16 protein-coding genes are annotated in these 19,971 nt (G+C 62.6%); 10 read left to right on the top strand and 6 right to left on the bottom strand.

Annotation, left to right across the window (positions count from 1 at the left end; all coding sequences use genetic code 11):
• The first annotated feature begins 36 nt into the window (after positions 1-36).
• From ccsA to AAEO81_RS25085, 3 genes are all read left to right on the top strand, one after another.
• The gene (ccsA, locus tag AAEO81_RS25075) at positions 37-849 is read left to right on the top strand and encodes a cytochrome c biogenesis protein CcsA (RefSeq protein WP_166593607.1); all 813 of its coding nucleotides are present in this window, start codon (positions 37-39) and stop codon (positions 847-849) included.
• A 12-nt stretch (positions 850-861) separates the two neighbouring features.
• Positions 862-2,100 carry a CNNM domain-containing protein gene (locus AAEO81_RS25080; RefSeq protein ID WP_341959660.1) on the top strand — a complete coding sequence of 413 codons (1,239 nt, stop codon included), beginning with the start codon at positions 862-864 and terminating at the stop codon, positions 2,098-2,100.
• 282 nt (positions 2,101-2,382) lie between these two features.
• Positions 2,383-3,705, top strand: a complete 1,323-nt coding sequence (locus AAEO81_RS25085; RefSeq protein ID WP_341959661.1) for an MFS transporter — start codon at positions 2,383-2,385, stop codon at positions 3,703-3,705.
• Positions 3,706-3,870: 165 nt separating this feature from the next.
• On the opposite strand, the gene purT is transcribed toward AAEO81_RS25085, so the two are convergent.
• From purT to AAEO81_RS25105, 4 genes are all read right to left on the bottom strand, one after another.
• The gene (gene purT, locus AAEO81_RS25090) at positions 3,871-5,052 is read right to left on the bottom strand and encodes a formate-dependent phosphoribosylglycinamide formyltransferase (RefSeq protein ID WP_341959662.1); all 1,182 of its coding nucleotides are present in this window, start codon (positions 5,050-5,052) and stop codon (positions 3,871-3,873) included.
• Positions 5,053-5,291: 239 nt separating this feature from the next.
• On the bottom strand, positions 5,292-5,510 hold the full coding sequence (locus AAEO81_RS25095) for a DUF1289 domain-containing protein (RefSeq protein WP_341959663.1): 219 nt from the start codon (positions 5,508-5,510) through the stop codon (positions 5,292-5,294).
• Entirely contained in the window at positions 5,510-6,034 is a 525-nt protein-coding gene (locus AAEO81_RS25100) for a gamma carbonic anhydrase family protein (protein ID WP_341959664.1), read from the bottom strand. Before AAEO81_RS25100 ends, AAEO81_RS25095 begins: the two co-directional genes overlap by 1 nt.
• A 73-nt stretch (positions 6,035-6,107) precedes the next feature.
• Complete coding sequence (locus AAEO81_RS25105) at positions 6,108-6,719, bottom strand: CoA pyrophosphatase (RefSeq protein ID WP_341959665.1); 612 nt, start codon at positions 6,717-6,719, stop codon at positions 6,108-6,110.
• A 159-nt stretch (positions 6,720-6,878) separates the two neighbouring features.
• Between AAEO81_RS25105 and AAEO81_RS25110 the strand changes: the two genes are divergently transcribed.
• From AAEO81_RS25110 to nagE, 7 genes are all read left to right on the top strand, one after another.
• Positions 6,879-7,430: an NUDIX hydrolase gene (locus tag AAEO81_RS25110; RefSeq protein WP_341959666.1), complete on the top strand. Its 552-nt coding sequence runs from the start codon at positions 6,879-6,881 to the stop codon at positions 7,428-7,430.
• 48 nt (positions 7,431-7,478) lie between these two features.
• A complete protein-coding gene (locus AAEO81_RS25115; protein ID WP_341959667.1) occupies positions 7,479-8,042 on the top strand; it encodes a L,D-transpeptidase family protein in 564 nt (187 codons plus the stop codon).
• A 487-nt stretch (positions 8,043-8,529) separates the two neighbouring features.
• On the top strand, positions 8,530-9,261 hold the full coding sequence (locus AAEO81_RS25120; protein ID WP_341959668.1) for a GntR family transcriptional regulator: 732 nt from the start codon (positions 8,530-8,532) through the stop codon (positions 9,259-9,261).
• A gap of 33 nt (positions 9,262-9,294) precedes the next feature.
• Positions 9,295-10,401 (top strand): N-acetylglucosamine-6-phosphate deacetylase, encoded by a 1,107-nt coding sequence (gene nagA, locus AAEO81_RS25125; protein WP_341959669.1) that lies wholly within the window; start codon positions 9,295-9,297, stop codon positions 10,399-10,401.
• Positions 10,394-11,404, top strand: a complete 1,011-nt coding sequence (locus tag AAEO81_RS25130; protein WP_341964615.1) for an SIS domain-containing protein — start codon at positions 10,394-10,396, stop codon at positions 11,402-11,404. The genes nagA and AAEO81_RS25130 overlap by 8 nt, the downstream gene beginning before the upstream one ends.
• A 39-nt stretch (positions 11,405-11,443) precedes the next feature.
• A complete protein-coding gene (gene ptsP / locus AAEO81_RS25135; protein WP_341959670.1) occupies positions 11,444-13,981 on the top strand; it encodes a phosphoenolpyruvate--protein phosphotransferase in 2,538 nt (845 codons plus the stop codon).
• Between the two features lie 33 nt (positions 13,982-14,014).
• Positions 14,015-15,700 carry an N-acetylglucosamine-specific PTS transporter subunit IIBC gene (nagE, locus tag AAEO81_RS25140; protein WP_341959671.1) on the top strand — a complete coding sequence of 562 codons (1,686 nt, stop codon included), beginning with the start codon at positions 14,015-14,017 and terminating at the stop codon, positions 15,698-15,700.
• A gap of 47 nt (positions 15,701-15,747) precedes the next feature.
• Here nagE and AAEO81_RS25145 read toward each other — a convergent pair whose 3' ends face one another.
• Positions 15,748-16,059, bottom strand: coding sequence for a YqfO family protein (locus tag AAEO81_RS25145; RefSeq protein ID WP_341959672.1), 312 nt, complete (start codon positions 16,057-16,059; stop codon positions 15,748-15,750).
• Positions 16,060-16,065: 6 nt separating this feature from the next.
• A complete protein-coding gene (purL, locus tag AAEO81_RS25150; protein WP_341959673.1) occupies positions 16,066-19,965 on the bottom strand; it encodes a phosphoribosylformylglycinamidine synthase in 3,900 nt (1,299 codons plus the stop codon).
• Positions 19,966-19,971 lie beyond the last annotated feature (6 nt).

A 19,971-nucleotide genomic window follows, 5' to 3' on the forward strand; every position in this document is an offset into this window, starting at 1 on the left:
AAACTCAGCGGCTTTCGGGCACGCCCATCAGGATCTATGTTCCCCTTGTCACCGAGTTTGCTATTCAGCCTCGTCGCCGCCGTGCTCTACGCCGCTGCGACCCTCTATCAAGGTATTCGCCTGCGTCAGGGCAAGAAGGCCGACAAATGGCTGTTGTGCCTGATCGGCACCCTTGCCGTCGCCTGTCAGGCCAGTGCGCTTTTCGGTCAATTGGTGCGCCCTATCGGCCTCGGTCTGGACTTTTTCAGCGCCGCCAGCCTGATCGCCGTCGCCGTGATCATCGTGACCATGCTGGCGTGCATTCGCATCCCGGTTGAAATCCTGCTGATCCTGCTCTTCCCCCTCGGCCTGTTGACGACCCTGATGGCGCAATTCGCCCCCAGCGGCACCCTGCAGCCGATCCTCGGTGAACAGGGGCTGATCGGGCATATCCTGCTGTCGATCCTGGCTTACGGCATGTTCACCATCGCCGTGTTTCAGGCGCTGCTGCTCCTGTTGCAGAACCGCCAGCTCAAGAACAAGCACCCCTCCGGGCTGATCAAGAATTTCCCGCCGCTGCAGACCATGGAAAGCCTGCTGTTCGGTTTCCTGTGGGCCGGCTGGACGCTGCTGTCGATGTCGCTGATTTCCGGCTGGCTGTTCGTCGAGAACCTGTTCGCTCAACACCTGGTGCACAAGACCCTGCTGTCGATCCTCGCGTGGATCGTGTTCAGCGTTCTGCTCTGGGGCCGCACCCGTCTGGGCTGGCGCGGGCACAAGGCGATTCGCTGGACGCTGGGCGGTTTCCTGCTGCTGATGCTGGCCTATTTCGGCAGCAAACTCGTACGCGAATACATCCTGCACATCTGACAGGCGCCGACCATGGAAAACCTGCCCAACGGCACGATGCTCGCGCTCCTAGTCCTGCTGACGCTGTGGTCCGCGCTGTTCACGGCGGTCGAGGCGGCGCACTACAACCTGCGCGCCGTGCGCATCAACCCGCGCTCGACCGAGCCCGCCAAGCCGGTGCTGGCGTTCAACCTGAACAGCCTGATTCTCGGCAACACGCTGCTTAAAGTCCTGATCACGGTGCTCGCCACCCTGCTGGCGATCAGTCGCTGGTACGACCACGGCCCCCTGATCGCCTGGGTGGGCGTCGCCAGCCTGCTGGTGATCGTCACTGAATTCATTCCGCGCAAACTCGCCGCCCGCCGCCCCGAAGCCATTTTGTTGCTGGGCAATAACGTGCTGCGCATCCCGATGCGCCTGCTGCGGCCGCTCACCTGGCTCTACAAGAACATCGCCAAAGTGCTGCTGCGCCCGTTTCTGTCCAAGCGCCGCCCGGACACCGCTGCCGATGACGACGACATGGGGCCGACGGTTTATCAAGACAACGAGAGCCAGTTCGGCCGCTCCCGCGTGATTTCCGGGATTCACGCGCTGGACAGCATGACGGTCAACGACATCCTCGTTCCGCGCAGCGAAGTGGATGGCATCAACCTTGATGACACGATTGAAGAGATCGTCGACAAGCTGATCATCTCCCGCCACACCCGATTGCCGGTCTATCACAACGACATCAATCAGGTCGAAGGCGTGCTCAATACACGCATGATCAGCCACCTGCTGCCACGCGGTCAGTTGACCAAAGAAGCGCTGAAAGCCGCCTGCTACGAGCCCTATTTCGTTCCCGAAAGCACGCCGTTGCAGATGCAGTTGCTGAACTTTCACAAGCAGCAGCGGCGCATGGGCGTGGTGGTGGACGAGTACGGCGAAGTGTTGGGCATCGTCAGCCTGGAAGACATTCTCGAAGAGATCGTCGGAGAATTCGAAAGCGAGCAATCCCTCGACAACCCGCACATTCACCCGCAGCCGGACGGCCGTCTGGTGGTGGAAGGCGCGGCCTCGATCCGCGACCTGAACAAGAGCCTGGGCTGGCACCTGCCGGCGGACGGCCCCAAGACCCTCAACGGTCTGATCACCGAAGCGCTGGAAACCATTCCCGACAGCTCGGTGTGCCTGAAGATCGGGCCGTACCGCCTCGAAACGCTGGAAACGGAGGACAACCGGGTCACCCGCGTCCTGATGTGGCAAAACACCCGGACCAAAGACGTGACCTGAGGCGCGCAACAAGCCTGAAACACTTGTTTCCGCGCCGCCGCCCTTCCTATAATCGAACCGCTTACCCAGCCCCGCCGACCCGCGTGCTACCCGCACGATGCGAGAGTCGGCCAGTCACTCAGCCTGACGTCTTCACACCGCTCACATCCCGAGCACCGTCACCTCCCCACCATTCGGGGCTAGTCTGTTCAGCGCTGTACCCAAAAACAATTAACGATTGCCCCAGCGCCCCGGACGTTTTGTCCCCCGCTGACAGGCAAGATGACTGCCAGGGATACCCGCATGACCAGCACGTCCACCTTTCCGCCAAGCGGCGAAAGCGCGGCACCGCCCGCCAATTCCGCCGCCCGCGTGGCCACTGCCAGCTTCATCGGCACGGCCATCGAGTTCTACGACTTCTACGTCTACGCCACAGCCGCCGCCCTGGTGATCGGGCCGGTGTTCTTCCCGCAGACCTCCAGTACCGCACAGATGCTGTCGGCGTTTCTGACGTTCGGCATCGCCTTTCTCGCTCGCCCGTTGGGCTCGTTGCTGTTCGGTCACTTCGGCGACCGCATTGGCCGCAAATCCACGCTGGTGGCTTCGTTGCTGTTGATGGGCATCTGCACCACGTTGATCGGCGTGCTGCCGGGCTATGAAGCCATCGGTTCATGGGCGCCGATTTTGCTATGCGTGCTGCGTTTCGGCCAAGGTCTGGGGCTCGGCGGCGAATGGGGCGGCGCAGCGTTGCTGGCCACCGAAAACGCCCCCAAAGGCAAGCGGGCGTGGTTCGGGATGTTTCCGCAACTCGGTCCATCGATCGGGTTTCTGGCGGCCAACGGCCTGTTCCTGACCCTGGCCGTCACGCTGAGCGACGAACAGTTCCGCTCCTGGGGCTGGCGCATCCCGTTCCTGCTCAGCGCCGTGCTGGTGGTGATTGGCCTCTATGTGCGTTTGAAGCTGGAAGAAACGCCGGTCTTCGCCAAGGCCATCGCTAATCACGAGCGTCTGAAAATGCCGATTGCCGAGCTTTTTTCGCAATATTGGGCGCCCATGTTGCTGGGCGCAGCATCGATGGTGGTGTGCTACGCGCTGTTCTACATCTCGACGGTGTTCTCCCTGAGCTACGGGGTGAAATCCCTGGGCTACAGCCGCGAATCCTTCCTTGCCATGCTGTGCTTTGCAGTGTTGTTCATGGCCTTGGCCACTCCGCTGTCGGCCTGGGCCAGCGACCGTTTCGGGCGCAAACCGGTGTTGATCATCGGCGGCGTGCTGGCGATTCTGTCGGGCTTTCTGATGCAACCCTTGCTGACCCACGGCACCACGTGGGCGGTGACGTTGTTCCTGTCCATCGAGCTGTTCCTGATGGGCGTGACCTTCGCCCCGATGGGCGCGATGCTGCCCGAGCTTTTCCCAACCCGCGTGCGCTACACCGGCGCGTCGGCGGCCTACAACATTGGCGGGATCGTCGGCGCCTCGGTGGCGCCGTTCTTCGCGCAGCAACTGGTGGAGATGGGCGGTTTGAGCTGGGTCGGCGGGTACGTCTCGGCGGCGGCGTTGTTAAGTCTGATTGCTGTGCTGTGCCTGAAAGAAACGCGGCATGCGGATCTGGATACGATCAAATAATGCTTGATCTGTAGGAGCGCGCTTGCCCGCGAACGCGTTGTGTCAGACAAATCAATGTCGCAGGCACACCGCAATCGCGGGCAAGCGCGCTCCTACAGTAAATCGTGCCAGCCTCCAAATAAAAACGGCGCCTCAGGGGACGCCGTTTTTGTGTGCGGAAAGATGTTACAGCTGCACTTTCACCGCCATCGACGCGCGAGTGGCCTTGCGGCGAGCGGCTTCGATCGATTCGTCGCGGGCCAAGGCCACGCCCATGCGGCGCTGACCGTTGACTTCCGGCTTGCCGAACAGGCGCAGCGCGGTGTCGGGCTCGCTCAGGGCCTGCTCCAGATTGGCAAACGCGGTCTGGGTCGATTGACCTTCCACCAGAATCACCGCCGAAGCCGACGGGCCGAACTGACGGATCAACGGGATCGGCAGACCGAGAATGGCGCGGGCGTGCAACGCGAACTGCGACAGATCCTGGGAAATCAACGTCACCAGACCGGTGTCGTGCGGGCGTGGCGAGACTTCGCTGAACCACACCTGATCGCCCTTGATGAACAGCTCGACGCCGAACAGGCCACGGCCGCCCAACGCTTCGGTCACGGCCTTGGCCACCCGCTCGGATTCCGCCAGCGCCGCCGGGCTCATGGCCTGTGGCTGCCAGGATTCCTGATAGTCGCCCTTCTCCTGACGATGGCCTACCGGCGCGCAGAAAGTGGTGCCGCCGACGTGGCGCACGGTCAGCAGGGTGATTTCGTAGTCGAAATCGATGAAGCCTTCAATGATCACGCGGCCTTTGCCCGCGCGGCCGCCTTCTTGGGCGTAGTCCCAGGCTTTCTGAACGTCAGCCTCGGTTTTCAGCAGGCTCTGGCCTTTGCCCGACGAGCTCATGACCGGTTTGACGACGCACGGGAAACCCAGGTCTTCGACGGCCTTCTTGTAGTCTTCGAAGGTGTCGGCGAAGTAATACGGCGAGGTCGGCAGGTCCAGCTCTTCGGCGGCCAGACGGCGGATGCCTTCGCGGTTCATGGTCAGCTGCGTGGCGCGCGCGGTCGGGATGACGGTGAAGCCTTCGGCCTCTAGTTCGACCAGCGTCGCGGTGGCGATGGCTTCGATTTCCGGGACGATGTAATGCGGTTTCTCCGCTTCGATCACGGCCCGCAGTGCAGCGCCGTCGAGCATGTTGATCACATGGCTGCGGTGCGCGACCTGCATGGCCGGAGCGTTGGCGTAACGGTCGACGGCAATCACTTCAACGCCCAGGCGTTGCAGTTCGATCACCACTTCCTTGCCAAGCTCGCCGCAACCGCAGAGCAAAACGCGGGTCGCGGTCGGCGACAGTGGAGTTCCGATTTGAGTCATCTCAGGTCCTCGTGGAGCAGATATCGAGGGCAACCCGCCACAGGCGAGTAACCGCAGGTCATAAAGGCGCGCAATTTACCATGAAGGCCGGGGGATGGGGTGTGATGGGTGACGGATGAGTCGGTGCTTCGCAGAAGTCCTGTAGGAGTGAGCTTGCTCGCGATGGCATTCCATCAGGTTCATATCTATCGCCCGAGAAGACGCTATCGCGAGCAAGCTCACTCCTACAGAAGAGATTGCTAAGCCTGGCCCACCGAAAACATCGCCCCACTGGCCCGCGCACGCTCATCGCACAACGCCAATACCGCGCGGCGTTCGTCGTTGCTCATTCGGCTCCAGCCGGTGATTTCCGTGACCGTGCGCTGGCAGCCAACGCACATGTCGGCATCATCCAGCGCACAGATGCTCACGCATGGCGAGCGCACGGGCTTTTCATGAACAGATTGATCGGCGGCCATCAGTCTTCCTGCGGCGCCAGATCGCGGGCGTAACGCTGCGCGTTGTGAACGTAGTGGGCGGCGCTGGCTTCGAGCATTTTCTTCTGCGCCTCGGTCAGTTCCCGCACGATCTTGCCCGGCGACCCCATGACCAGCGACCCGTCCGGAATCACCTTGCCTTCGCCGATCAGCGAATTGGCGCCGATGAGGCAGTATTTGCCGATCTTCGCCCCATTGAGGATCACCGAATTGATGCCGATCAGCGTGTTGTCGTCCACCGTGCAGCCGTGAAGCATGACGTTGTGGCCGATGGTCACGTTCTTGCCGATGGTCAGCGGCGAGCCCATGTCGGTGTGCATCACGGTGCCATCTTGCACGTTGCTGTTTTCGCCGATGTCGATCAGCTCGTTGTCACCCCGCAGCACGGCACCGAACCAGACGCTGGCGTGGGCCTGCAAACGAACCTTGCCGATCAAGGTGGCGGTGGGGGCAATCCAGCTTTGCGGGTGAGCTTCGACGCGGGCATCGCCCAGGCGGTATTTCATGGTGTCTTCCTCATGACTCGGCTCTACGGCCGTGGGTCGAGCGCGGGGCTCACGGTTGGGCAAAACGGACGATTCAGGACTTCAGCGTCAACACGGACGAACGCAGGGGTGGATGATGCAGGTTGATCTTGCTGTCGAACAGCACGTTCATCAGCTCCACGATCATGATCGCGCTCAAGCCCCAGATCTTGTACTCGCCAAATCGGTAGCTCGGCACGTACCAACTGCGCCCCTGATAGTCGATGCGGTGCGTGTGCTCGCGGGCATCTTCGCGGAAGAACTCCAGCGGCACACTGAAAACAGCAGCGATCTCCCCATCATTGGGTTTGTATTCCACGTAATCGGGGATGATGCCGACGTAAGGCGTGACTTTCAGGCCGTGCTTGGAAATCAGCGGACTCAATGGGCCGACGATTTCGACGAGGCCCGGCGGCAAGCCGATTTCCTCTTCAGCCTCGCGTAAAGCCGTGAACACCAGGTCAGGGTCCTCGGGGTCTCTTCGTCCGCCTGGGAACGCCACTTCGCCGCCGTGGGTCGACAGCCCGCTGGCGCGCAGGGTCAGCACCAGTTCCGGCTCGTCGCTGCGGGTAATAGGCATGAGCACCGCGGCCTCGGAGAACCCTGAGTCCATCTCCAGAGGCTGCGGCGTGTGGCTGCTCATACGGCGAAGTAGCTCGTCCAGCATGGGAATTCTCGGTCGATTGCCTGATCCGCATCATGCACCAAAGCGCCGACACGCCCAACCCCATGGGCGACAGCCAGCGTGTCGGAAATCACACATCGCTTGCCGACCACCCGCGCCACACGCCAAGATAGCCGCTGACTTCAGGAACCCGATTCGATCATGAAATTCTGCAGCCACTGCGGCGAACAGGTCACCCAGCGTATCCCCGAAGGCGACACGCGTCTGCGGTATGTGTGCGACCACTGTCACACCATTCATTACCAGAATCCGAACATCGTGGCGGGCGTATTGCCCCTCTGGGAAGGCAAGGTGCTGTTGTGTCGTCGCGCCATCGAGCCGCGCCTGGGTTACTGGACTCTGCCGGCCGGTTTCATGGAGAACGGTGAAAGCGTCGATCAGGCCGCGCGCCGGGAGACCGTCGAAGAAGCCTGCGCCGTGCTGGACGACTTGCACCTCTATGCCATGATCGACGTGCCGCACATCAGCCAAGTGCACATTTTCTACCGCGCCAACATGGCCAGCGCAGAATTTGCCGCCGGGGTGGAGAGCCTTGAGGTGAAGCTGTTCGACGAGGCGGACATTCCGTGGTCGGAACTGGCGTTCAACACCGTGCGACGTACGCTGGAGTATTTTTTTGCAGACCGGCGGCGTCAAGAATTCCCGGTGCATACCGATTGCCTTACTGTCGTGCCCCCTCTCAAAACCACTTGACCAGATGACCCGCGCCGCTGAGCGCAGGGTTCAGGGATACCGTTGAAAATGCGTTGGTTGCTCGCCGTTCTATGCCTGCTGGTCGTTCCGCTGTCCCAGGCCGCCTTCACTCAGACCATCGTGCCCAAGGGCAGCGAGCAGAAATTCGTCGACGGTAAGGTGGTGGACACCCAGGACATCAGCGCCCGCGCCATCGACAAGGTGCTGGTGCTCAAATCAGCACATCAGTTGCAATTGATGAGCAAGGGCGAGGCACTGAAAACCTATCGCATCTCGCTGGGCAAGGCGCCGAAAGGGCCCAAGCTGCAAGAGGGTGACCAACGCACCCCGGAAGGCTTTTATTGGCTGGACTGGCGCAAGACCAGCGACGCGTTCAACCTGTCGATGCACATTTCCTACCCCAACATCGCCGACGCCGCCCGCGCCCGCCGCGAAGGTGTGAACCCGGGCAGCATGATCATGATCCACGGCACGCCGATCAACGAAGACTACCCCGAGTGGTATTTCCACACGCTGGACTGGACCAACGGCTGCATCGCCATGAAGAACAGCGACATTCGTGAAGTCTGGGATCTGGTGAAAGACGGCACGATGATCGAGATTCGGCCGTAACGCCACTTGGATACCAGTTGTCGCCCCCTGCCATTCTCGCCGCGTACGGCTTCTGCCCGGAGGGCGTAGGCGTCGCCGGGGTCGCGTTCGACCGCAGCGGCAGCCAAACCAGACGCCTCGGTTGCATCAGACATAACGCGTTGCAGAGGTTTTGCTGCCGCTTCGCGCCAGATCGCGAGCAAGCTTGCTCCTACGGCCTTCGGCCAGAATCAAAAGCAGCTTGCGTGTTCTCAAGCACACACCGCACCGCCTCTGGCCGAAGGCCGTGGGAGACGCCGGAGGCACGACGGCAGCGATCTGTCGCGAAGCGGCAGCAAACCCGGCGACCTTGATTTGCCTGACTCAACCCAATCACCCTCCAAACGTCACCACCCCGTGACCAAAAAACCTCCCGCTCAATACCAATCCCGTTGACGTGGTATTTAAGTGGTATTACTTTCGGACGCATTCTCCGAACATAATTCCAATCCACCTCGGCCCGCCTTCCATGAATTCGATCCTGTCCCTGCGTCCCGACGACAGCCAGCCGACGCCGCTTTATTTGCAACTGGCGCGCAATCTGGAGGCGGCGATTCATGCCGGTCAATGGAAGGCCGAGCAGGCGTTGCCTTCGGAACGCAGCCTCAGCGAGAGCCTGAACATTTCCCGGGTCACTGCGCGCAAGGCACTGGAAATTCTGCTGGAACAAGGCCTGATCCGCCGCAGCCAGGGTTCGGGCACGTTCATCACGCCGCGTCTCGAACAGCCGCTGTCCCGTCTCTCCAGCTTCAGCGAGATGCTGCGGCTCAAGGGTTTCACGCCCAGTTCCCAATGGCTGGAGCGCGATATCACGTTGCCCACTCACGAAGAGCTGATCCGCCTGAGCCTGTCGCCCACCGAAAAAGTCGCCCGGCTCAAACGTCTGCGCAAGGCCGATGGCATCGTCATGGCGGTCGAACTGAGCGCGCTGCCCGCGGCCCTGTTGCCAGAACCCGAGGCCATCGGCGATTCGCTGTACGCGCATCTGGACTCCATCGGACGCCCGGTGGTGCGAGCCCTGCAGCACATCCGCGCGATCAACGCCTCGGCAGAAATGGCCGCGCTGGTCGGCCTCGAAACCGGCACCGCCATGCTGCTGATGACCCGGATCGGCTACCTCGCCGACAACACGCCCATCGAACTGACCGACACCTATTGCCGCGACGATTACTACGATTTCGTCGCCGAGTTGCGCCGTTAACCAGCCGCGCAGATAACCCCGAACGGAGCCTGTATGTCCGAGTTCAACATCCTCACCCCCGACGGCTGGATTCGCGGTCAGTTGCAGCACCGCGACGGCCGGGTGACGCGCATTGATGGCGCGCCCTGCGACCCGCAGGACAACGACCTGCCTTACGTTCTGCCGGGTTTCATTGACCTGCACGTCCACGGTGGCGGGGGCAACGACATCATGGAAGGCGCCGAAGGGTTCGCCACCATTGCACACACGCACCTGCGTTTCGGCACCACGTCGATGCTGGCCACGACCATGACCGCCCCCGCCGCCGAGATCGGTCAGATCCTGGAACAGCTGGGCGGGTATTGTCAGCGTCGGGCGTCAGAAACGGCCCGGGTGTTAGGCGTGCATCTGGAAGGCCCCTACATCAATCCCGGAAAACTCGGCGCGCAACCCAACCACGCCCACGCCGCGCTGCTGAGCGAAATCGAACATTATCTGAGTCTGGCGCCGATCAAGGTCATCACCATCGCACCGGAGATCGCCGGGCATGTCGAGCTGATCAAAGCCCTGGCGTCCCAAGGGGTGCGCCTGCAAATCGGCCACACGCTGGGCAGCTACGAAGAAGGGGTCAAGGCCCTCGAAGCCGGCGCGACCAGTTTTACCCACCTCTATAACGCCATGAGCCCGCTGCATCACCGCGAACCCGGCATCGTCGGTGCGGCGCTGGCCCATGCGCGTTACGCCGAGCTGATCCCCGATTTGCTGCACGTGCACCCCGGCGCCATCCGCGTCGCGTTGCGCTCGATCCCCTGCCTGTATTGCGTCACCGATTCCACCGCTGCCACTGGCATGCCGGACGGCGAATACAAGCTCGGCAGCCACACCGTGACCAAATGCCTGGGCGGCGTGCGCCTGCCCGACGGCACCCTCGCGGGCAGTACGCTGACCATGGATCAGGCGCTGCGCAATCTGGTGAAGATCGGCCTGCCATTGGCCGAAGCCTCACAACGCCTGTCGCAATTTCCTGCGGACTACCTGGGCATCGAAGAACGCGGCCGCCTGCAACCCGGCACTTGGGCGGACGCCGTGTACCTGGACCGCCATCTGAAACTCACCGCCGTGATGGTCGAAGGAGAGACCCTTGAACTCGAAAATGCTTGATGAAGCCCTCGCCGCTGCGGACGCGGTGCAGCGTCAGTTGACGGTGCTCGAACCCCGTCTGATCGACCTCGCGCAGCGTCTGCGTCAGACCGCGCCCCACGTCGTGCTCTCGGTGGCCCGGGGCAGTTCCGATCACGCCGCCAGTTACTTCGCCTACCTGACCATGCAGCACGTGGGCGTGCCTGTCGCGTCGCTGCCGATGTCGGTGGTGACCTTGCACGACTCGCCCATGCGCATTGAACACCAGCCGGTCATCGGCTTCTCGCAATCGGGTCAAAGCCCGGATCTGGTGAACAGCCTGCGCGCGTTGCGTGAGCGCGGCGCCTTGAGCATTGCGATGGTCAACGTCGAAGGCTCACCCCTCGAACAAGCCTGTGAATACGTGCTGCGCCTGAGCGCGGGGCCTGAGCTTAGCGTCGCGGCGACCAAAAGCTTCATCGCTACCCTGAGCGCCAGTGCACGCCTCGTCGCCCATTGGCGGCAAGACGCCCAGCTGTTGAAAGCAGGTGAAACGCTGCCGGAACGCTTGCACGAGGCGGCGCGTCAGGACTGGTCCGCTGCCATTGATGCGCTGCGCGATTGCGAGCGTCTCATGGTCATCGGTCGCGGCACCGGTTTCGCCATCGCTCAAGAGGCAGCGCTCAAGTTTAAGGAGACCTCGGGGATTCAAGCCGAAGCCTTCAGCAGCGCCGAAGTGCGCCACGGGCCGATGGCGCTGGTGGGCGATCACTATCCGCTGCTGATCTTTGCCACCCGAGGCGCCGAACAGGCCAGCCTGCTTGCCCTCGCCGCCGACATGCGCGAGCGCGGTGCCAAGGTGTTGCTGGCCGCCCCTGACGATGTGGCGGAACGCGACCTCACCCTGACCTGCGCCGACCACCCGGCCCTCGACCCGATTCTCGCCATTCAGAGTTTTTACGTGATGGCGGCGGGCCTGGCCGAAGCCAGAGGCCTCGATCCCGATCAGCCACGCCACCTGAGCAAAGTCACCAAAACCCATTGATTCCGCGCCGCCTCGACCGACGCCAGCAAGGACGATGTCATGCATAACAATAAACAAATGACGTTCAGCGCCCCGTTCAGCGGAGCGGTACTGGAACTGAGCCAAGTGCCCGACCCGGTATTCGCCGAGGGCGCCATGGGCGTCGGCATTGCCATCGATCCACTGGATGCCGTGCTGCATGCGCCCTTTGCAGGCGTGGTCATCAACGTCGCGCGCACCCGTCATGCCGTGAATCTGCGGGCCGACAACGGCAGCGAATGGCTGCTGCACGTGGGCATCGACACCGTCGGGCTGAATGGCGAGGGGTTCGAAGCACTGGTCAAAGACGGCGAGCGGGTGAAGGAGGGCCAGCCGCTGCTGCGCTTTGAGCTGGACAAGGTGGCCCGCGAAAGCCGCAGCCTGGTCAGTCCGCTGATTCTGCTCAACGGTGATCGGTACAGCCTGTCGCCAGCCCGGCCCGCTGGCCCGGTGAACGTGGGCGAACCCTTGTTGATCGTCGAAGGCGTGGCCCACGAAACGCAAACATCCCAAAATTCTGACATTCGGGCCAAACAGGCCCGAGGCATCATCCGCGTCGCCCACCACGGCGGGCTGCACGCTCGCCCTGCTGCTCTGGTACGGCAGACGGCCCGCCAGTTCGCCAGTCACGCCGAGCTGCATTTCGCCGGGGCCAGCGCGTCGACCGACAGCGTTACCGGCCTGATGGGGCTGGGGATTGCCGAGCAGGATGAGGTGGAAGTGGTGTGTCTGGGGCATGACAGCGAAGTCGCGCTTCAGGCGCTGCTCAAGGCACTGTCCACGCCCTCCCCGGACGAAAAACCTCAGGCGCCCGTGATCCAAGTCGTACCCGTCGGCAATGAAACCGCCGACCTCGAAAACGGCATACTGCGGGGGGTGACGGCGTCCCCCGGTCTTGCCAGCGGCCCGTTGTTCCGGCTCGACACGATTGAGCTGGAAGAAGACCGCGGCAGCCATCGCCCTGAAGAGCAACGCCAGATCCTCAGCGAAGGACTGGCGCAGGTTCGCGCCGACGTCAGCACCTCTCTCGATCATCAACACCACGAACAGAGCGCGATTTTCGCCACGCACCTGGCGATGCTCGAAGACCCGGCCCTGCTCGACGCGGCCTACGACGCCATCGATCAAGGCCAAAGCGCAGCCCACGCCTGGAGCCAGGCTGTGCTGGCCCAATGCGCGGTACTGGAAAACCTCGGCAATCCCCTGCTCGCCGAGCGCGCCAACGACCTGCGCGACCTGCGCCAGCGCGTGCTGCTGACCCTGCTTGGTGATGCCCGCGATGTGGCAGTGCCCTCAGGCGCCATCGTCATCGCCCGCGAACTGACGCCTTCCGATTTGTTGATGCTGGTGCAACGCGGCGTCGGCGGGATTTGCATGGCCGAAGGCGGCGCCACGTCCCACGTCGCCATCCTCGCCCGCAGCAAAGGCGTACCGTGTCTGGTCGCACTGGGGTCGGCGCTGCTCGACGTCGCGCTCAATGAAGACGTGGCGCTGGATGCCGACAATGGGCGTCTGGAAATCAGACCCGATGCCGCTCGCCTACAGGACATTCAGACCCTTCGCACACAGCGCTTCGAACAACGCCAACGTCAGCAGCAACAGGCGCACCTCCCTGCGCAAACGCAGGACGGCGTCGGCATTGAGGTTGCCGCCAACGTTGCGTCCCGTACCGACGCTGAAAACGCGCAGCTCAATGGCGCCGATGGCGTGGGCCTGTTGCGCACCGAGTTTCTCTTCGTGGATCGCAAAATCGCCCCCACTGAGGACGAGCAGCTGTCGGCCTATCAGTCGGTGCTCGACGCCATGCCCGAGAAACCGGTGATCATCCGCACCATCGACGTCGGCGGCGACAAGCAACTGGAATATTTGCCCCTCCCCGCCGAGGCCAATCCGGTGCTTGGCCTGCGCGGCATTCGTCTGGGTCAGGCCCGCCCTGAACTGCTCGATCAACAGTTGCGCGCCTTGCTGCGGATCAAACCGTTGGCGCGCTGCCGCATTCTGCTGCCGATGATCAGCGAAGTCGGCGAGCTGCTGGCGGTTCGCGCGCGCATCGACGTACTGGCTTCGGAAGCCGGCATCAGCGAGCGCCCTGAACTGGGGGTGATGATCGAGGTGCCGTCCGCTGCGTTGCTCGCCGGGCAACTGGCCGAGCACGCGGACTTTCTGTCCATCGGCACCAACGATCTGTCCCAGTACACGTTGGCCATGGACCGTGATCACGCGGGGCTGGCCGCTCGCGTCGATGCGCTGCACCCCGCCCTCCTTCGCTTGATCGCCATGACCTGCGCCGCCGCCCAGGACAAAGGCCGCTGGGTGGGCGTGTGTGGCGCGCTGGCGTCCGACCCTCTGGCGACAGCGGCGTTGATCGGGCTGGGTGTGCGTGAGTTGTCGGTGAGCCCTCCGCAAGTCCCGGAAATCAAGGCACAGGTTCGTGAGCTGGACGTCCGCCAATGCGAAGCGCTGGCTCAGCACTTGATGAACCTGACCAGCGCCGAGGACGTGCGGGACGCCTGCCGCACGTTTCAGACGCAGGTCCTGAAGCCACAAGCCATCGCCTGAATAACAAGAACGATCACCTCAAGGAGAGACGTCATGTACCAACACTTCATTGAAGGATTGCAGCGGCTGGGGCGGGCGTTGATGTTGCCCATCGCGATTCTGCCGATTGCCGGGCTGTTGCTGCGCCTGGGCGACACCGACCTGCTGGACATCGCGATCATTCACTCGGCGGGCAGCGCGATTTTCAGTAATCTGGCGCTGATCTTCGCCATCGGCATTGCCGTGGGCTTCGCCCGTGACAACAACGGCACGGCGGGTCTGGCCGGTGCGATTGGCTATCTGGTCATGACCTCGACGCTCAAGGTGCTCGACCCGCACATCGACATGGGCATGCTCGCCGGGATCATCGCGGGCCTGCTCGGCGGCGCGATGTACAACCGCTTCAAAGAGATTCACCTGCCCGAGTATCTGGCGTTTTTTGGCGGACGCCGGTTCGTGCCGATCGTCACGGGGTTGTCGGCAGTGGTGCTGGGGTTGGTGTTCGGTCTGATCTGGCCACCGGTGCAACAGGGCATCAACACCCTCGGCCAACTGATGCTGGAAAGCGGCAGCATCGGCGCGTTTTTCTTCGGCGTGATGAACCGCATCCTGATCGTCACCGGCTTGCATCACATCCTCAACAACCTGGTGTGGTTCGTGTTCGGCAGCTTCACCGACCCGGAAACCGGGCGCGCCGTGACCGGCGATCTGGCGCGCTATTTCGCAGGCGATCCCCATGCGGGCCAGTTCATGACCGGCATGTTCCCGATGATGATTTTTGGTCTCCCCGCAGCGTGCCTGGCGATGTACCGCAATGCGCTGCCGGAAAACCGCAAGCTGATCGGCGGGATTCTGCTGTCGATGGCCCTGACCTCGGCGCTCACCGGCGTGACCGAGCCTATCGAATTCGCTTTCATGTTCCTCGCGCCGATGCTGTACGTGCTGCACGCGTTGCTGACCGGTTTGTCGATGGCGCTGGCGAACATGCTCAACATTCACTTGGGCTTCACTTTCTCCGGTGGCGCCATCGACATGGCCCTCGGCTGGGGCAAGTCCACCAACGGCTGGTTGGTGTTCCCGCTGGGGTTGGCGTACGCGCTGATCTATTACGTGGTGTTCGATCAGTGCATCAAGCGCTTCAACCTCAAAACCCCGGGGCGTGAACAGGTCGTCGCCAATACCGCCCAAGTGGCGCAAAGCGACCGGGCCGGTGCGTACATCAACGCATTGGGCGGTGCGGACAATCTGCTTGGGATCGATGCCTGTACCACGCGCCTGCGCCTGCAACTGGTGGATCGCAGCAAAGCGCAGGACAGCGAGTTGAAAGCGCTGGGCGCGATGGCGGTGGTGCGGCCGGGGAATGCGGGCAGTCTGCAAGTGGTGGTCGGGCCGATGGCGGATGGCTTGGCGGACGAACTGCGCAACGCTCTGCCGAATGCAGCCAAGACACCGATGGCTGGGCAGTCGGTTGTCGCCGTTGCTCGTCAAACAGTCGACGTCGCTCAGGCAGCGCAGTGGTTCAAGGCGCTGGGCGGCAAAGGCATTGCGGACGTGGAATGTGTGGCGCTCACTCGGCTGCGGGTGCAATTAAAGGAAGGCCAGTCGTTGGCGGCGGGTCAACTGGAAGCGTTGGGCTCGCAAGGGGTGCGAAGCCTGGGGAACGGCGTGTGGCATGTGTTGGTGGGGGATGGTGCGCAGGGGTTGAGCGAGGCGGTGCGGGGGATGGTTAGGCTTGGTTGAGATTAATCACATGACCGACACATGACCTCTGTGGTGATAAGACAAACTTAGAAATCCGCCAGCTTCCACACCTCATACGCTGGGGTTTCGTAGGGGTGGCTGCTTTTGAGGGCAGCCACGGCCTGCTGAATCAACTCATCAGCGACGACAAGCTCGACCTTCCACTCTTCCACCCGCTCGATCTCGCCGGTTTGCCCAATGAACGGCTGACTGCCGTCCAACGGGCGAAACTGGCCAAGACCGAGGACCTGCCATGAGCAGCTGTCATACGCGCCGATTCGTCCCGCACCGGCGGCGAACAATGCGTTTTTGACTTGCTCCACATGGCTCAGCGGCACGAAGAAGGCGAGCTTGTACATCCCTTATCAGTTAACCCAGACGCGAGCGTTCCTGAACATGCGCATCCACGCACCGTCTTCGGTCCACTCATCCGGACGCCACGAGTTGGTCACTGCGCGGAACACGCGCTCCGGGTGCGGCATCATGATGGTGACGCGACCGTCGCGGGTGGTCAGGCCGGTGATCCCGCGCGGCGAGCCGTTCGGGTTGGCCGGGTAGGTTTCGGTGACTTTGCCGTGATTGTCGACGAAGCGCATCGCCACGGTGCCGGAGACGTCGGTTTCGAGCAACGCGTCAGCCGATTTGAATTCCGCATGGCCTTCGCCGTGGGCAATGGCGATCGGCATGCGCGAACCGGCCATGCCTTGCAGGAAGATCGACGCTGATTTCTGAACTTCGACCATCGCCACACGCCCTTCGAACTGCTCGGAGCGGTTGCGCACGAAGTGCGGCCAGAACTCGCTGCCCGGAATCAGTTCGCTCAGGTTGGACATCATCTGGCAACCGTTGCAGACGCCCAGCGCGAAGCTGTCGTTACGTTCGAAGAAGCCTTGGAACGCGTCACGTGCACGGCTGTTGAACAGCGCGGACTTGGCCCAGCCTTCACCGGCGCCGAGGACGTCGCCGTAAGAGAAGCCGCCGCACGCCACCAGACCTTTGAACTCGTTCAGGTCAACGCGGCCCGCGAGAATGTCGCTCATGTGCACGTCGACCGAGGCGAAACCGGCGCGGTCGAACGCGGCGGCCATTTCGACCTGACCGTTCACGCCCTGCTCACGCAGGACCGCCACTTGTGGGCGCACGCCTTTCTTGATGTAAGGCGCAGCGATATCGTCGTTGACGTCGTAGCCCAGCTTGACGCTCAGGCCCGGGTTGTCTTCTTCCAGCAGCGCGTCGAATTCCTGATCGGCGCAGTCGGCGTTGTCGCGCAGACGCTGGATCTGGTAGCTGGTTTCGCTCCACTGACGTTGCAGCAGACGGCGGTCGCCCTTGAACAGCTCTTCGCCGTTGAGGCTGATGGCCACTTCGCTGTTGTTGACCGGCTTGCCGATCACCGCGACGCAGTCTTCGCCCAGGCCTGCAGCGCTGAACTGTGCCAGCACGACCGGGGTCGCGTCCTGACGCACCTGAATGACCGCACCCAGCTCTTCGTTGAAGAGGATGGCCGCGATTTTTTCACGCTTGCTGGTGAGGGTGTCGAGTTCCAGGTTCAGACCACAGTGACCCGCGAACGCCATTTCCAGTGCGGTGGTCATCAGGCCACCGTCCGAGCGGTCGTGGTAGGCCAGCAGGTGGCCGTCGGCGTTGAGACCCTGAATCACGGCGAAGAACGCCTTCAGGTCTTCAGCGTCATCGACGTCCGGTGCGGCGCTGCCCAGCTTGCCGTGGGTCTGCGCGAGAATCGACGCACCCATGCGGTTCTGGCCACGGCCCAGGTCGATCAGGATCAGGTCCGTTTCGCCTTTGTCCATGCGCAGTTGCGGGGTCAGGGTCTTGCGAATATCGGTGACCGGCGCGAAACCGGTGACGATCAGCGACAGCGGCGAAGTGACGGTTTTTTCCGTGCCTTCGTCGCTCCAGCGGGTCTTCATGGACATCGAGTCCTTGCCCACCGGAATGGTGATGCCCAGCTCAGGGCACAGCTCCATGCCGACCGCTTTTACGGTGTCGTACAAACGGGCGTCTTCACCGGGGTGACCGGCTGCGGACATCCAGTTGGCCGACAGTTTGATGTCGGAAATTTTCGCGATGCTGGAAGCCGCGATGTTGGTCAGGGTTTCGCCAATCGCCATGCGACCGGACGCCGGGGCGTCCAGCAGTGCCAGCGGCGTGCGCTCGCCCATGGCCATCGATTCGCCGGTGTAGACGTCGAAGCTGGTGGCAGTCACGGCCACATCAGCCACAGGCACCTGCCACGGGCCGACCATCTGATCGCGGTTGACCATGCCGGTGATGCTGCGGTCGCCGATGGTGATCAGGAAGTTCTTGCTCGCCACGGCCGGGTGATGCAGCACGCGCTGCACGCTTTCTTCGAGATCAAGGGTGCTCGGGTCGAAATCGTCGCCCAGCTCTTCTTCGCGGCTGGCCGAACGGTGCATGCGTGGGGCCTTGCCCAGCAACACTTCCAGCGGCATGTCCACCGGGCTGTTGCCGAAGTGGCTGTCGGTGACGGTCAGTTGTGGCTCTTCGGTGGCTTCACCGACGACCGCAAACGGGCAACGCTCACGTTCACAGATCGCTTTGAAACGTTCGAAATCCGGTGCGCTGACGGCCAGGACATAACGCTCCTGGGACTCGTTGCTCCAGATTTCCAGCGGGGCCATGCCCGGCTCGTCGTTCGGCACGTTGCGCAGTTCGAAACGACCGCCACGGCCGCCGTCGTTGACCAGCTCAGGGAAGGCGTTGGACAGACCGCCCGCGCCGACGTCGTGGATGAAGGCGATCGGGTTCTGGTCGCCCAGTTGCCAGCAACGGTCGATGACTTCCTGGCAACGACGCTCCATTTCAGGGTTTTCACGCTGAACCGAGGCAAAGTCCAGGTCCGCCGAGCTGGTGCCGGTGGCCATGGAGGACGCAGCACCGCCGCCGAGACCGATCAGCATGGCCGGCCCGCCCAGCACGATCAGCTTGGCGCCAACAGTGATTTCGCCCTTCTGCACGTGGTCTTTACGGATGTTGCCCATGCCACCCGCCAGCATGATCGGCTTGTGGTAGCCACGGACTTCTTCGCCGTGCGGGGTATTGATGGATTGCTCGAAGGTACGGAAGTAGCCGGTCAGCGCCGGACGACCGAATTCGTTGTTGAACGCAGCGCCGCCCAGCGGGCCTTCGATCATGATGTCCAGTGGAGTGACGATGCGCTCAGGCTTGCCGTACGGCTTTTCCCACGGCTGCTCGAAACCCGGAATGTTCAGGTTGGACACGGTGAAACCGGTCAGGCCCGCCTTAGGCTTCGCGCCACGGCCGGTGGCGCCTTCGTCACGAATCTCGCCGCCGGAGCCGGTGGACGCGCCCGGGAACGGGGCAATCGCGGTCGGGTGGTTGTGGGTCTCGACCTTCATCAGAATGTGCACCGGCTCCTGCACCGCGCCGTACTGGCGGGTTTCAGGGTTCGGGAAGAAGCGGCCGGCCACCGAGCCGACGATCACCGAGGCGTTGTCCTTATAAGCGGACAGCACGCCTTCGTTGTGCATCTGGTAGGTGTTCTTGATCATGCCGAACAGGCTTTTTTCCTGGCTCTGCCCGTCGATGTCCCAACTGGCGTTGAAGATCTTGTGGCGGCAGTGCTCGGAGTTCGCCTGGGCGAACATCATCAGTTCGATGTCGTGCGGGTTGCGCTTGAGGCCGACGAACGCGTTGACCAGGTAATCGATTTCGTCTTCCGCCAGGGCCAGGCCCAGCTCGACGTTGGCCTTTTCCAGCGCGGCGCGACCGCCACCCAGCACATCAACGGCGGTCAGCGGCTTCGGCTCGGCGTGGCTGAACAGCCCGGCGGCCTCTTCCAGCCCCCCCAACACCAACTGGGTCATGCGGTCGTGAAGCGCGTCGGCGATGAGCTGTGCATCGGCGTCGCTGAACTGGCCTTCTACATAAAAGGCAGTACCGCGCTCGATGCGCTGAATCTTGGTCAGGCTGCAATTGCGGGCGATGTCGGTGGCCTTGCTCGACCACGGCGAAATGGTGCCGAAACGCGGCAACACCAGAAACAGGCGACCGCGAGGCTCTTGAACCGGCACGCTCGGGCCGTATTTCAACAGTCGCGCGAGGACGTGTTGCTCTTCCTCGGTCAGAACGCCGGTAACCTCAGCGAAGTGGGCGAATTCAGCGTACAGGCCACTGACAGCCGGAACTTTGTCGTTCAGCTGCTCAAGTAATTTCTTGTGGCGGAAGGCGGAAAGGGCGGGAGCACCACGCAGGATCAACATCGTCGG

The sequence above is a fragment of the Pseudomonas sp. RC10 genome, from assembly GCF_038397775.1.
Taxonomy (GTDB): Bacteria; Pseudomonadota; Gammaproteobacteria; order Pseudomonadales; family Pseudomonadaceae; genus Aquipseudomonas; species Aquipseudomonas bambusae.

What these genes read in the sequence shown, in the direction of transcription:
- ccsA (WP_166593607.1), top strand. Translation starts at nt 37, where the DNA reads ATGTTCCCCTTGTCACCGAGTTTGCTATTCAGCCTCGTCGCCGCCGTG.
- AAEO81_RS25080 (WP_341959660.1), top strand. Translation starts at nt 862, where the DNA reads ATGGAAAACCTGCCCAACGGCACGATGCTCGCGCTCCTAGTCCTGCTG.
- AAEO81_RS25085 (WP_341959661.1), top strand. Translation starts at nt 2,383, where the DNA reads ATGACCAGCACGTCCACCTTTCCGCCAAGCGGCGAAAGCGCGGCACCG.
- purT (WP_341959662.1), bottom strand. Translation starts at nt 5,052, where the DNA reads ATGACTCAAATCGGAACTCCACTGTCGCCGACCGCGACCCGCGTTTTG.
- AAEO81_RS25095 (WP_341959663.1), bottom strand. Translation starts at nt 5,510, where the DNA reads ATGGCCGCCGATCAATCTGTTCATGAAAAGCCCGTGCGCTCGCCATGC.
- AAEO81_RS25100 (WP_341959664.1), bottom strand. Translation starts at nt 6,034, where the DNA reads ATGAAATACCGCCTGGGCGATGCCCGCGTCGAAGCTCACCCGCAAAGC.
- AAEO81_RS25105 (WP_341959665.1), bottom strand. Translation starts at nt 6,719, where the DNA reads ATGCTGGACGAGCTACTTCGCCGTATGAGCAGCCACACGCCGCAGCCT.
- AAEO81_RS25110 (WP_341959666.1), top strand. Translation starts at nt 6,879, where the DNA reads ATGAAATTCTGCAGCCACTGCGGCGAACAGGTCACCCAGCGTATCCCC.
- AAEO81_RS25115 (WP_341959667.1), top strand. Translation starts at nt 7,479, where the DNA reads ATGCGTTGGTTGCTCGCCGTTCTATGCCTGCTGGTCGTTCCGCTGTCC.
- AAEO81_RS25120 (WP_341959668.1), top strand. Translation starts at nt 8,530, where the DNA reads ATGAATTCGATCCTGTCCCTGCGTCCCGACGACAGCCAGCCGACGCCG.
- nagA (WP_341959669.1), top strand. Translation starts at nt 9,295, where the DNA reads ATGTCCGAGTTCAACATCCTCACCCCCGACGGCTGGATTCGCGGTCAG.
- AAEO81_RS25130 (WP_341964615.1), top strand. Translation starts at nt 10,394, where the DNA reads ATGCTTGATGAAGCCCTCGCCGCTGCGGACGCGGTGCAGCGTCAGTTG.
- ptsP (WP_341959670.1), top strand. Translation starts at nt 11,444, where the DNA reads ATGCATAACAATAAACAAATGACGTTCAGCGCCCCGTTCAGCGGAGCG.
- nagE (WP_341959671.1), top strand. Translation starts at nt 14,015, where the DNA reads ATGTACCAACACTTCATTGAAGGATTGCAGCGGCTGGGGCGGGCGTTG.
- AAEO81_RS25145 (WP_341959672.1), bottom strand. Translation starts at nt 16,059, where the DNA reads ATGTACAAGCTCGCCTTCTTCGTGCCGCTGAGCCATGTGGAGCAAGTC.
- purL (WP_341959673.1), bottom strand. Translation starts at nt 19,965, where the DNA reads ATGTTGATCCTGCGTGGTGCTCCCGCCCTTTCCGCCTTCCGCCACAAG.